Origin of the sequence: Bacillus inaquosorum (assembly GCF_023238325.1) — a bacterium.
Lineage (GTDB): Bacteria > Bacillota > Bacilli > Bacillales > Bacillaceae > Bacillus > Bacillus inaquosorum.
Map to the genome: position 1 here is coordinate 582,532 of NZ_CP096592.1, position 13,153 is coordinate 595,684.

Genomic DNA, 13,153 nt, shown 5'->3' on the forward strand with positions numbered 1-13,153 from the left:
GATTTTAACCCAACCAATTTAGTTTGAAGGAGACTGCTTATCATGAGCTTTCCAGAAGAAAAAAAGATGAAAAAACTTCCTAAGTACATACAAATCATTCATTTTATAAAGGAGAAAATAGGAAATGGAGAGTGGCCGATTGGAAGCAAGATTCCAAGCCAGCGCACGCTTGCAAAAGACTTTCAGGTAAATCGAAGCACAGTGATTACAGCCTTAGAGGAATTAATGGCAGACGGGTTAATAGAAGGCAGAATGGGGAAGGGCACAGTTGTTATCAACAATACATGGACACTACTGGCTAAGAATTCTGCTCCTAATTGGGATCAATATGTAACCTCTGGAATCCAGCAGCCTAGCCAAAAAATCGTTCAAGAGATAAACCAATCCGAATCAAATACGGATCTAATACAGCTCAGCAAAGGCGAACTTTCAACTGAGATTTTTCCTTTGGCTGCTATGAAAGAGATGATGGGCAAGGTATCTCAAAACATGGAAGCATTCGGATATGAGGAACCAAAAGGTTATTTCCCATTGAGAGAGGCATTAAGCAACTATTTAAGAACTATTGGAATTAATGCTTCACCTTCTTCCGTTCTGATTGTTTCTGGAGCGTTGCAAGCCTTACAGCTGATATCAATGGGCCTTTTGCAAAGAGGATCAACCGTTTATCTTGATCAGCCATCCTACCTTTATTCATTACACGTGTTTCAATCTGCCGGTATGAAACTGACTGGCCTTCGTATGGATCGAGACGGGCTTTTACCGGAAAATATTCATATGCCTAGAGGGGCACGGGGAAGGGCTATATTATATACAAATCCATGTTTTCATAATCCGACCGGTATTTTAATGTCCAAAAAGCGACGAGAAGAAATCTTAGCAGCAAGTGAGAATACACAGCTTCCCATTATTGAAGATGACATTTATCGTGAGTTATGGATCGATGAAGTTCCGCCATATCCTATCAAAACAATAGATAAAAGTGGACATGTGCTATACATAGGCAGTTTATCGAAAACGTTAAGTCCTGGCTTGAGGATCGGATGGATCGTCGGACCGGAACCTGTGATCGAACGTTTATCCGACATTAAAATGCAAACAGATTACGGATCCAGTTCATTATCACAGAGAGTAGCGGCAGAGTGGTTTACATCCGGCCAATACCAGCGGCATGTAGAAATCGTTAGACAGCAATTAAAGGTGAGAAGGGAATTGGTCTTGAGTGCTTTAGAGACCCATTTGAAGAATGTTGCAACATGGAATGTTCCTAAGGGAGGATTCTTTGTTTGGATAAAAATACTGCCTACTATATCAATGAAATTACTTTATACGAAAGCCTTATCAAAAGGGATTCTTCTTAATCTCGGCAGTATCTATGCTCAGGAGAAGGGGAATTATGTACGCTTATCATATGCTTATGCATCCCTTGAAGACCTTCAAAAAGGGATTTATGAATTGGGTTTGATGATAAAAGAATTGGCAAGTAAGTAACTCTATATCCTTAAATAGATGTTCACTAAAAAAGAGACCAAGCCTGATGATGGCTTGGTTTTGAAAAGGTAAAAAAGATCATGTTTCTGAACGAAAGGTCTTTCCTATTTCTCTTCCTAAACCAAAATAATGTCTAAAATTATAGATAAGCGGACTCCATTTTGAAGGGTTTATATGGTTTTCGTTCAATATGATCCTTTCCTCGGCGTGAAAATGTAATGCTTGTGTCTCTACAATCGCAAATGATGGTTCATATTCTGGGATCCGAATATGTTTGACTTCGGCTTCGATGTGGATAGGGCATTCTTTAATTCGTGTTGGTGCTACCGTCTTTGATTTCAAAGGTGTTAAACCCGCTGCCTCATATTTTTCTTTTTTATATGTAAACCCGAGCTGTTTCTTCAAAGGCGGCACATTCTTTTTTCCGCTATAAGACGAAATTCTTTCAACGTGTTCCCATAAATCCGGGCCAGGCAAATTTATGACACATTCTTTGATTCTTTCCAAATTTTCAATGGCTTTTCCTCCCAGGCCTACTCCAAGCACAATATAGTTTCCAAGAGCCCAAGAAGAAGACATAGGACTAATATTAGTGGTGCCATCCTCATTCAATGTGGAAAGAAGAAATGTTGAGGACCCATAATACATGATTTTTGGTTTGATTTCTTTAAAATGAGTGTCTTGTTCAATGTCCAACGCTTATTCCTCCTTGTCATCATTACATACATATTGTAAAGGTTTAACATTTCAACTATCATCGAAATATGAATGTAAGGAGGAAAAATCATGAATCCTAATATTGCAAAAATCTCTTCGTTGCTATCTGATCCCTCTCGTTCTTCCATTCTTCTCAGCCTAATGGATGGAAGGATACACCCTGCGGGAGAGCTTGCATATCTCGCTAACATTAAACCTCAAACTGCAAGTTTTCACCTGAATAAATTGCTTGAAGCAAAGCTGATTAGCGTAGAGAAGCATGGAAGACATCGGTATTATAGGTTGTCTAACTCAGAGGCTGCCAGCGTGATCGAACAGTTGCTTAGTATTGCGCCTAAAGAAAAAGTCACGTCTTTAAAAGATTCAAAAGAGAAAAGTGACTTGCATTTTGCCCGCACCTGTTATGATCATCTGGCAGGTTATGTGGGCGTACAAATCACAAATTCACTAGTTGAGCAGGGGATGTTAAAAAAAGTCGATTTAAACTTTGAGGTGACGTCAGAGGGCTCTTTGTTCTTTTCGAATTTTGGCATCAACGAAGAGCAGCAGCGAAATAAGAGGAGGGCATTTGCCCGCTGCTGTTTAGATTGGAGTGAGCGGCAGCATCATCTTGCAGGAGCGTTAGGAAATGCCCTATTGGTACGCATGTTAGAAGAAAAATGGATCGTTCGTATGCCGAAAACGAGAGCGATTAAGATTACACAAAGCGGCAAAATCGCATTTGAGAAGTATTTGAAAATGTATATTTAGGGTTTGAGTATTGGAGGAGAGGCATTTTTACTCACATATAATAAAGAAGGAGTGGAATTCGATAATATCTTACTCCTTCTTTTTATGTTTAAGTTGCTTTATTCCCCATTGCAATAGAGATGCGATTCCAACTGTTTATCTGATTGATGATGAGAACAAGGTCAACATATTGTTTTTCATTATAATGCTCCCGCACTCGATGGTACAGCTCATCAGGAACCCTTTTAGATGGAATGAGGGTGATGTGCTCAGACAGTTCGAGAGCCGCTTTCTCTTCAGGTGAATAAAAATCACATTCATTCCAAGCGCTTAAACAGTAAATTCGCTGTTCAGTTTCGCCCATTTTGCGGGCATCGGAAGTATGCATATCTAAGCAAAAAGCACAGCCGTTTATTTGAGAAACTCTGATTTTGATCAGTTCTCTCGTGGTTCGGTTAATTGAGGATTGTTTCGTGTATTTCTCCATATCCATCATCATCTTCATACCTTCAGGTGCAACATCATAGTAGGACACTCTTTGACTCATAAGGCAAGACTCCTTTCCTTAAGATACTTAGATTGTATCCCGGTATTGATCATTTTACCAATGTGCAGTTTGTATGGCATTATATTTCACTATCTTTTGGCAAGAAGCTGCTTTGAATAAAAATAGGGATAGCCCAAAATGATGAGTGGAGCTGCTAATGCAAGCAGGATCCAAGAGCCTGAGTGACTGTCTCTAATGACTCCAATGAATATACAAGTACCGATAAGAAAATATAATAAAGCACCTAAAAACCAATACATGTTCATTCCTCTTTTTCTTTACACGTGATCTTTGATTGAGTATTTTTGTCTTTCTCATTGCTTAATCTATCAGGGCACTGATTTTTTAACACTTTTTCAGTTCGGATGCCTTTTCTTTTTAATGATAAAATTGTGAGATCAATCGATTTCATGATGATCATTCCTTCAATGAATAGTGGGTTCCTCATTATTTTAAATGTAAATTTGGAAAGATAAAACGTACATAAAGGCAGATCGATTATGTACGTTTGGGCAATGATTACATGTTGCGAACCTCTAATGGTTCAATGCACCTTGGTATTGTTGTGTTCCTTCTCTTCCTATAAAATGATTGGATAAAAGTATGAGTTGCACGTTCAAATAAATGGTGTGCCGCTTTCATTAGGAACGGTTCAGTTAAACTGTTAAAGGAAGTGGATGAGGTTTGTTTAGAAGGAATCCTTTCAAAGAAAAATACTACTCACATGATAGGCGCGCATTAAATATGCTTGCACTCAGAGTTCCAGGACTAGCTTTTATTCTCATGATCTACATAGCCTCTATCGTGCTGCAATTTATTACTGGGAGCTGGTCCATTTTATTGCTTCATGTGTTTACAATATTGACAGCTATTTTTGCTTTGCTGCATTGGCACTCATATCGCTGGGTGAAGAAAAGGGTCATTCTCTATTTTGTACTGCAAGGTTTGATCACTTTTTCACTTGCTAATCTCATGACTGGCTTCTTAGTGCTGATCATCATTGGCCTTTATGCATTTTTGATTGGACAGATTATAGGAATGGCAGACAGAAGAAAGACTTTCCTCATTCTTTATTTATTGCTTCTGCTGTCAATCAATGTTCCATATCAGATTCACAAAGGTGAATATTTGCATTTTCTTGTCATTGCCGTACCTATTATGATTGTGATTATCACTTATGCCGCTACATTTTTTGCCCAAGTCGATGAAAAAATAAAAGCGCAGCTGACTCTTGAAAGGCTGGAGCTTGCCCATCAGCAGGTAGAACAGCTGACACTGCAAAACGAGAGACAGCGTATGGCCCGGGACTTACACGATACGCTTGCTCAAGGTCTGGTTAGTTTAAATATGCAGCTGGACGCTATTCATGTTCATCTCGCCAAAGACAACACAGAGAGAGCAAAAGAAATCGTTCAACAATCTATGAATAGAGTCAAAAGCACATTAGCTGATGCACGTTCAGCGATTGACGATCTGCGCAGCAAATCTGAAGAAATCGGTTTTTTAAAAGAAAGAATTACCTCATTAATGGATCATTTTCAGGAGTCAACAGGCACGGCTTGTTTTTTAGACTACAGGTTACATCAGGTGCCAGACGTTCGTACAGCTGAAAACTGCTATTACATCATTGGAGAATGCATAACGAATGCAGCAAAGCATGCCGAAGCAGAAACGATCTGGGTAGCCATTTGGGATGATGAAAAAGGGAGACTGCATTTAACTGTCAAGGACAATGGCAAAGGATTTAATGTTGAAAAGGGAAAGAAAAAGAGAGGACATTATGGGCTTCTTGGTATACAAGAACGCGTCAGAGCAATGAATGGCCAATTCAATATAAAGAGTACAAAATCTATAGGAACACACATCGAGATTAACGTACCAATTCAGGGAGAGATGCAGGATGAATAAGGTTTTAATCGTTGATGACCATCTTGTCGTGAGGGAAGGTCTGAAGCTTTTAATTGAAACGAATGATTACTACACCATCATAGGAGAGGCGGAAAATGGCAAAGCAGCAGTCCGCCTTGCAGATGAATTAAAACCGGATATCATTCTCATGGATTTGTATATGCCTGAGATGAGCGGATTAGAAGCCATAAAACAAATAAAAGAAAAACACGACATCCCCATCATTATTTTGACTACGTATAATGAAGATCACTTAATGATCGAAGGAATTGAATTAGGAGCGAAAGGATATCTGCTGAAGGATACGAGTTCAGAAACCCTATTTCATACAATGGATGCAGCGCTAGGAGGAAATGTGCTGCTGCAGCCTGATATTTTAAAACGTCTGCAAGAAATCCAATGGGAGCGGATGAAGAAGCAGAGCAGTGATACGCAGCTGACAGAAAAGGAAGTCATTGTTCTAAAAGCAATTGCGAAAGGTCTTAAAAGCAAAGCGATCGCCTTTGATTTGGGCGTCTCTGAGCGAACCGTAAAGTCTAGATTAACGTCCATTTACAATAAATTAGGCGCGAATTCAAGAACTGAGGCAGTGACGATTGCCATGCAAAGAGGCATTCTGACATTAGATGAATAACATCATATATTTGAAATTTGCCCAAACGTACATGCCCGAATGTACGTTTTTTTTATTTCATTGTCAACTACAATGAGAAAGCAAAGAATGTGATCAAGCAATGTGCTGAAAGGAGATTATCATGTCAAGAATGTTATATAAATTAGGAGGATGGGTTGCTCGCCATCGCATAAAAGTAATATGTGCGTGGATCGTTGTGTTAGTTGCTTCGATAGGGCTTGCCATCACGTTAAAACCAAGTTTTTCTGAGGATATGTCCATACCTGACACACCTTCGGAAAAAGCGCTGGATGTCATTCATAAAGAATTTCCTCACGGTCCTGATAAAGGGAGCATACGGGTTATTTTCGGTGCTGAAGATGGAGAGAAGCTTACTGCAAAGTCAGCGAAAAAAGCAATCGGAAATACGTTCAAGGAAATCAATAAAGATGATTCCGTTGACTCGATTGCGAGTCCTTTTGTTACAGGAACAATCGCGAAAGACGGCACAGTTGCCTATGCTGATATCAAGTATAAATCTTCAGCAGATGATATCAAAGATGACTCTATCAAACACTTAAAAGACAGTTTGAAAATGGCTGATGATGAGGGATTACAAACGGAACTTAGCGGAGATGTGCCAGGAGCCGAGATGGAGATAGGCGGAGTATCTGAAATTGTCGGCATTATCTTGGCCTTTGTCGTGTTAGCCATTACTTTCGGCTCTTTGTTAATAGCAGGTTTGCCGATTTTAACTGCATTAATCGGTTTAGGTGTAAGCATTGGTCTGGTGTTGATTGGGACACAAGTATTCGACATCGCTTCCGTCAGTCTTTCATTAGCCGGAATGATTGGCCTTGCGGTTGGTATTGATTATGCTTTATTTATTTTTACGAAACACCGCCAGTTTTTAGGTGAAGGTATACAAAAAAATGAATCGATTGCGAGAGCCACGGGAACAGCAGGAAGTGCAGTCGTTTTTGCCGGACTTACTGTTATCGTCGCGCTTTGCGGATTGACTGTCGTTAACATTCCGTTTATGTCTGCAATGGGGCTGACAGCAGGGCTTAGTGTACTGTTGGCTGTTCTCGCTTCAATCACGCTTGTGCCTGCCGTCTTATCAATAGCAGGAAAACGGATGATTCCGAAACCAAACAAGAAAAAAGAAAAACAAAGCTCTGAAACAAATGTCTGGGGACGCTTTGTCACAAAAAATCCTATCATGCTAAGTGTATGCAGCATTCTCATTTTGCTCGTCATTAGTATCCCATCTATGCATTTAGAACTGGGCTTGCCTGATGCAGGGATGAAAGCGAAGGATAATCCTGATCGCCAGGCTTATGACTTGCTTGCCGATGGTTTTGGAGAAGGATTTAATGGCCAATTAACACTTGTAGCGGATGCCACAAGTGTGACAGGAAATAAGGCGGAAGCCTTCGCAGATGCAGTGAAAGAAATAGAGGAACTAGACCATGTATCAAGTGTCACTCCTGCAATGCCTAATAAAGAAGGGAACTTTGCCATCATTACAGTAGTTCCTACAACAGGGCCAAATGATGCAGCAACGAAGGATTTGGTAAAGGATGTACGCAGCTTATCAGATAAAAACGGGGTAGATTTGCTCGTTACTGGATCAACTGCAGTGAATATTGATATTTCTGATCGCCTGAATGATGCGATACCGGTGTTTGCTGTACTCATTGTCGGTTTTGCGTTTGTGCTGCTGACGATCGTTTTTCGTTCGCTGCTGGTGCCGCTTGTTGCGGTTGCAGGTTTCATATTGACGATGACAGCCACTCTCGGAATCTGTGTATTTGTCTTACAAGACGGGAACCTCATCGACTTTTTCAAAATACCTGAAAAAGGGCCGATACTCGCGTTCCTGCCGATTTTATCTATTGGGATTCTGTTTGGATTAGCGATGGATTATCAAGTGTTCCTTGTAAGCAGAATGCGTGAAGAATATGTGAAAACAAAAAATCCGGTACAAGCGATTCAAGCTGGATTAAAACACAGCGGGCCTGTTGTCACTGCGGCCGGCCTGATCATGATATTCGTGTTTGCTGGATTTATCTTTGCTGGTGAAGCTTCTATTAAAGCCAACGGATTGGCTCTTTCCTTTGGTGTGCTCTTTGATGCATTTATTGTAAGAATGACACTGATTCCAAGTGTGATGAAGCTGATGGGGAATGCAGCCTGGTATTTGCCAAAATGGCTGGACAAGATCATTCCCAATGTGGATATAGAAGGGCATCAACTCACAAAGGAGATACAGCCGGAAATAGATCATGAACAAAAGAAACAAATCAGTGTGTAGTAGAAAAAGCAGATCTTTCATGATCTGCTTTTTTGTTTAATATTTAAAATAATTAAAAATGCAATCCAAATGCCTGAATCACAAAAATCACAATAGGCGGTATTAACAGGGAAGGCAGCAGATTCAGCGTTTTACATTTCTTGATTCCCAGAATGCTTAACCCTGAGCTGAGGATAAGTATGCCTCCTACAATTGTGATTTCGTTTATAAGGTCTGTATTGATTGCGCTCTCCATTACTTTAGCAAATAAATAGATGGAGCCCTGCCAGGCAAATAACACAATGGCAGCCGCTGCTATTCCAAATCCAAAAGTCGAAGCGAGCACAATGGAGGTAATCCCATCTAACATACCGTTTGTCAGGAGGTACGTATAATTTTTATTCAGCGCGGCTTCAACAGGGCCCAATATTGACAGCGAACCTATACAAAATAATAAGATCGCAGTTGATAAACCTTCCGCTAAATTGCTTTTAGAGAATTTGTTCACCAGCTTGTTGAATCGCAACTCCAGATCGATGCTCTGGCCAATCAATCCTCCAAGGGCTAAACTCACGATAAAAAGAATGGGGTATTTACTATCAGGCAAATGCTGTGTAATGGCATTGATCCCTAACGCCATTGCAGCGAATCCCATTGCCTGCATCAGAATATCCTGGTATTCATCTTTAATGCCTTTTTTGAATATCCCTCCGATGATACTTCCTGCAATGATCATAACTGTGTTAAAAATAGTTCCAAACATAAGCTTTCTCCTCCAATAATGATTCCTGCATAAAAAATAAACCCTCTAGTTAGTAGAGAGTCAAGGGATATTGACAGCATATTCTTGGGGTTTACTTGATGGGCAGCAGGATTTCAGTCACATAATTGTCCAGATTATTCGTAATCCCATAATCAATGAGTGTGATTTCGATTGAGTCCCCCGCTACCTCATAATGATGTTCTTTCATATATGCCAGTAACTTTTTGTAATAGGGTTCGGCTTCTGGATGTGACCCTTTAAACCTAATTTGCAGATATTCTCTTGAAGGAAAAATGATTTCTGATGAAGTGTTTTCATTTTCATCTTCAAGAATCATGAATATGCTGGAATATTTGTCGAACTGATTTGCTTTTACATTTGCTGCTGAAATGGATAAACCTATCTTGCCTATAAATATATCCTCGTTCACATTCAGATGAGTTCTCAATGCTGCCAATGAATGTTCGATATCATGGCCGAGAATATACTCATGCTGTAAATAAGCCACACGTAATGCGGGAAGTTTGATTTTTGAAATGAGATGTAATGGCGTGTTGACGGCATCTTCTATTTGGATGATCCGGCGGGAGATCTTTTTTTCAATGCGTTCCAATTCTTTCTTTTTGCGATCAATTTCAGTTTGCTGGCTTTTCAGTAAATGAATCAGAGTGTTTGTATTTTGGGAATTGTAAAAATCAAGAAGTTTATTGATGGGCAGGCCTAAAGCTCTCAAATACTTGATGGTGTCCAGCCGCTCAAACTGTTGGGTAGAATAATATCTATAGTTTGTTTGCTCGTCTTTATATTCCGGTTTCAAAAGACCGATTTCATCATAATACCTAAGCGCAGAGATTTTCACATTGAATAACTTTGAAACTTCTCCAATCGAAAAAAATTCCTTCATTCTAACAACCTTTCTGTACATTTGTTTGATTTATTCTTTACATACATCCACATTATATATGATGAAGGAGCCCTAAAGGTAATCGGGGTTAGAGGCTGAGGGTAGAAGGCGGATAATGCAGTGAAAAAAGCCCCTTTTTTTTGAAAGGAGCTTTTCTATTCTTCAAAATAAGGATTCACATGGATAAGCACTTCTTCAACATCTGAAAACTGTCTTTTGATTTCATTTCGGATTTCTCGGGCAATATCGTGTCCCTGCTTAATCGTCAAATCATAATCCAAAGATAAACGGACATCAAGCAATTTATAGTGGCCATGTTCTCTCGCGCGAATTTTATCGAGCCGTTTTACTTGAGGACAATGCAAAATAACAGCTTTATACTCCTCTATCAGCTCGGGATCAACACTTTTCTCCATGAGAACATCAACAGACGGCCTGATTAATTCCATTGAAATCTTAAAAATGAGGTAAGCCACGATGGCGCTGGCAATTGCATCGGCGTACAACAGAAAGGACCATCCGCGGGTGTTTCCGATAATCGCCAATAGGACGCCGATAAAAGCGGCGAGAGAGGCAACGATATCGCCTTTATGATCGTATGCAATCGCTATAATCGCTTTGCTGTTCCATTTTTCCCCCTGCTTTATGGAATAACGATATAAGATCTGCTTAGCCACGTACGAAATCAGAGCTGCAAACAATGCGCTGTATTGCGGAACGCTTGGCCCTTCAACAAAGGACAGAATCGCTTCTATTAGGATGTAAACGGATACGATCACTAAGATAATTCCTACAATCGCCTCACTAATGACCTCAGCTTTTCCATGTCCAAAAGGATGGTCTTGATCAGGCGGTTTATTGGAAATGCCGATGACTGCCAGGACAGCAATCGAAGCAACGACATCCGCTGCGGAATGGATTCCGTCTGCAAAAACAGCTTCACTATCGCCTATCAGCCCAAAAAAGACCTTTCCTGCCATTAAGATCAGATTGGCTATCAATGCAATCAAAGCAACCTTTTTGCTTATTTGTTCTCTTTCACTTGCCATTTTTTCCTCCTATAAAACTGCACAAAAAAATAGGAGTGCTTTGTTCGCTCTCCGTATCCTTTCTTGTGTAATCACTTTGCTTATCATACCAATTGAATTTCGAGTGGGTCTATAGCAACGTTGTTTCCTGTTTACTAATAAATAAGGTGACAGAAAAAAAGTTGGTGCCAGGCTAAAGATCACACGGCAAACAAAGGAGTTTTTAGGAAACAAGCAGTGATTATCCACAAACTAAATTCAGTTTTAGTGAAAAATTTCCACCTATTTTTAAAAAACTGTTGACATGAGAACATTCGTATTTTATTATTATCTCATATTCAAGATATTTTAATTAAAGATATTTAGTTTGGATTTCAGAATAAAACATGCAGGACTACTTAAAAAAGCGTGTTGCTGAATAATGTAGAGCAATCTCAATCATTGTCATTCTTTTGCATCATATGCAATCGATTTTTTATAAAATAATATCTCGAGTTCGAGATAAAAGGGGTGTTCATAAATGGCTGAATTTTCACAGTTAGTTAATGAAAGAAGATCTGCAAGCAATTTCCTTCCAGATCATCCAATCACGAAAGATGAACTCAATGAGATGTTTGAATTGGTTGCATTGGCTCCATCGGCTTTTAATTTACAGCATACAAAATATGTGACGGTACTTGACCCGGATGTAAAAGAAAAGCTGAAGCAGGCCGCAAACGGACAATATAAGGTATTGAGCTCATCGGCAGTTCTTTTGGTATTAGGGGATAAGCAGGCATATCAGCAAGCGGCTGACATTTATGAAGGATTAAAGATGTTGGGGATATTAAATAAACAAGAGTATGATCACATGGTTCAAGACACAGTTTCGTTTTATGAAAACAGAGGAGAGCCATTTAAGAGAGACGAGGCGATAAGGAATGCTTCACTTTCTGCGATGATGTTTATGCTGAGCGCTAAGGAAAAAGGCTGGGACACCTGCCCTATGATCGGCTTTGATGATGAAGCCGTGAAACAGATTTTGAATATAGATGACCAATTTGAGATTGTCATGATGATTACAATTGGGAAAGAAAAAACAGAGAGCAGAAGGCCGCGCGGCTACCGGAAGCCTGTGAATGAGTTTGTTGAATATATATAAATTGAACGTTTAAAGGAGCGGGTAAAAATGGCTAAAAAAACGATGGGAATACATCATATTACAGCAATTGTCGGTCACCCTCAAGAAAACACAGATTTCTACGCAGGAGTGCTGGGGCTTCGATTGGTCAAGCAAACGGTCAATTTTGATGACCCGGGTACGTATCATCTTTATTTTGGGAATGAAGGCGGAAAGCCTGGAACAATCATCACCTTCTTTCCGTGGGCAGGAGCCCGCAAAGGCATCATTGGAGACGGTCAAGTAGGCGTGACCTCTTATGTCGTGCCGAAGGGGGCCATGGCATTTTGGGAAAAGAGACTTGAAAAGTTCAGCGTTCCATACACAAAAATCGAGCGTTTTGGAGAACAGTATATAGAATTTGATGATCCGCATGGCCTGCATTTAGAAATCGTGGAAAGAGAAGAAGGAGAAGCCAATACTTGGACTTTCGGAGATGTAACACCTGAGGTTGCCATTAAAGGTTTTGGGGGTGCAACTTTGTTATCAGCACAGCCTGAAAAAACAGGTGAACTGCTAGAAAACATTATGGGGCTGGAACGAGTCGGCAAGGAAGGAGACTTCGTTCGTTATCGCTCTGCCGGTGATATCGGAAATGTGATTGACCTAAAATTAACGCCTATTGGCCGCGGGCAAATGGGAGTCGGCACGGTGCATCACATTGCTTGGCGAGCTAGCGATGACCAAGATCAATTAGATTGGCAAAGATATATTGCTTCTCACGGATATGGTGTGACTCCTGTTCGGGATAGAAACTACTTTAATGCGATTTACTTCAGAGAGCATGGGGAAATCCTGTTTGAAATTGCAACGGATCCACCGGGATTTGCCCATGATGAATCACAAGAAACAATGGGTGGAAAATTGATGCTGCCTGTGCAGTATGAACCGCATCGAACACAAATTGAACAAGGGCTGCTGCCGTTTGAAGTGAGAGAGTTAGATTGATTTTAAATAATGCTGACGCATGAAGAAAATAAAGAGGCATATATTCAACA

General features: G+C 40.1%; 14 protein-coding genes. 7 read left to right on the plus strand and 7 right to left on the minus strand.

Annotation, left to right across the window (positions count from 1 at the left end; genetic code table 11):
* Positions 1 to 42: 42 nt before the first annotated feature.
* A complete protein-coding gene (locus M1M80_RS03010) occupies positions 43 to 1,491 on the plus strand; it encodes an aminotransferase-like domain-containing protein (protein ID WP_060398005.1) in 1,449 nt (482 codons plus the stop codon).
* A 78-nt stretch (positions 1,492 to 1,569) separates the two neighbouring features.
* On the opposite strand, the gene M1M80_RS03015 is transcribed toward M1M80_RS03010, so the two are convergent.
* Positions 1,570 to 2,187, minus strand: coding sequence for a flavin reductase family protein (locus tag M1M80_RS03015; RefSeq protein ID WP_060398006.1), 618 nt, complete (start codon positions 2,185 to 2,187; stop codon positions 1,570 to 1,572).
* 90 nt (positions 2,188 to 2,277) lie between these two features.
* Here M1M80_RS03015 and M1M80_RS03020 point away from each other — a divergent pair, with 90 nt between their 5' ends.
* Positions 2,278 to 2,958, plus strand: coding sequence for an ArsR/SmtB family transcription factor (locus tag M1M80_RS03020; protein ID WP_060398007.1), 681 nt, complete (start codon positions 2,278 to 2,280; stop codon positions 2,956 to 2,958).
* Positions 2,959 to 3,046: 88 nt separating this feature from the next.
* Here the strand turns inward: M1M80_RS03020 and M1M80_RS03025 are convergent, their stop codons facing one another.
* From M1M80_RS03025 to M1M80_RS03035, 3 genes are all read right to left on the minus strand, one after another.
* On the minus strand, positions 3,047 to 3,484 hold the full coding sequence (locus M1M80_RS03025; RefSeq protein WP_060398008.1) for a carboxymuconolactone decarboxylase family protein: 438 nt from the start codon (positions 3,482 to 3,484) through the stop codon (positions 3,047 to 3,049).
* A gap of 89 nt (positions 3,485 to 3,573) precedes the next feature.
* A complete protein-coding gene (locus M1M80_RS03030) occupies positions 3,574 to 3,750 on the minus strand; it encodes a hypothetical protein (protein ID WP_080030882.1) in 177 nt (58 codons plus the stop codon).
* Positions 3,747 to 3,896, minus strand: a complete 150-nt coding sequence (locus M1M80_RS03035; RefSeq protein ID WP_003240557.1) for a hypothetical protein — start codon at positions 3,894 to 3,896, stop codon at positions 3,747 to 3,749. Before M1M80_RS03035 ends, M1M80_RS03030 begins: the two co-directional genes overlap by 4 nt.
* A gap of 272 nt (positions 3,897 to 4,168) precedes the next feature.
* On the opposite strand from M1M80_RS03035, the gene ydfH reads away from it, so the two are divergent.
* The 3 genes from ydfH to M1M80_RS03050 all read left to right on the plus strand — a co-directional run bounded on the left by ydfH (position 4,169) and on the right by M1M80_RS03050 (position 8,322).
* The gene (gene ydfH / locus M1M80_RS03040; protein WP_104010195.1) at positions 4,169 to 5,392 is read left to right on the plus strand and encodes a two-component system sensor histidine kinase YdfH; all 1,224 of its coding nucleotides are present in this window, start codon (positions 4,169 to 4,171) and stop codon (positions 5,390 to 5,392) included.
* Positions 5,385 to 6,026 carry a two-component system response regulator YdfI gene (gene ydfI / locus M1M80_RS03045; protein WP_060398010.1) on the plus strand — a complete coding sequence of 214 codons (642 nt, stop codon included), beginning with the start codon at positions 5,385 to 5,387 and terminating at the stop codon, positions 6,024 to 6,026. Before ydfH ends, ydfI begins: the two co-directional genes overlap by 8 nt.
* A 121-nt stretch (positions 6,027 to 6,147) precedes the next feature.
* Complete coding sequence (locus tag M1M80_RS03050; RefSeq protein ID WP_060398011.1) at positions 6,148 to 8,322, plus strand: MMPL family transporter; 2,175 nt, start codon at positions 6,148 to 6,150, stop codon at positions 8,320 to 8,322.
* A gap of 52 nt (positions 8,323 to 8,374) precedes the next feature.
* Here the strand turns inward: M1M80_RS03050 and M1M80_RS03055 are convergent, their stop codons facing one another.
* The 3 genes from M1M80_RS03055 to mneP all read right to left on the minus strand — a co-directional run bounded on the left by M1M80_RS03055 (position 8,375) and on the right by mneP (position 11,017).
* A complete protein-coding gene (locus M1M80_RS03055) occupies positions 8,375 to 9,064 on the minus strand; it encodes a DUF554 domain-containing protein (protein WP_060398012.1) in 690 nt (229 codons plus the stop codon).
* Between the two features lie 91 nt (positions 9,065 to 9,155).
* Complete coding sequence (locus M1M80_RS03060) at positions 9,156 to 9,968, minus strand: MerR family transcriptional regulator (RefSeq protein WP_060398013.1); 813 nt, start codon at positions 9,966 to 9,968, stop codon at positions 9,156 to 9,158.
* Between the two features lie 155 nt (positions 9,969 to 10,123).
* Positions 10,124 to 11,017, minus strand: a complete 894-nt coding sequence (gene mneP, locus M1M80_RS03065; RefSeq protein ID WP_060398014.1) for a manganese transporter MneP — start codon at positions 11,015 to 11,017, stop codon at positions 10,124 to 10,126.
* Between the two features lie 499 nt (positions 11,018 to 11,516).
* Between mneP and M1M80_RS03070 the strand changes: the two genes are divergently transcribed.
* Entirely contained in the window at positions 11,517 to 12,137 is a 621-nt protein-coding gene (locus tag M1M80_RS03070; protein WP_060398015.1) for a nitroreductase family protein, read from the plus strand.
* Between the two features lie 27 nt (positions 12,138 to 12,164).
* Entirely contained in the window at positions 12,165 to 13,103 is a 939-nt protein-coding gene (locus M1M80_RS03075) for a ring-cleaving dioxygenase (protein ID WP_060398016.1), read from the plus strand.
* The last annotated feature ends 50 nt before the right edge of the window (positions 13,104 to 13,153 follow it).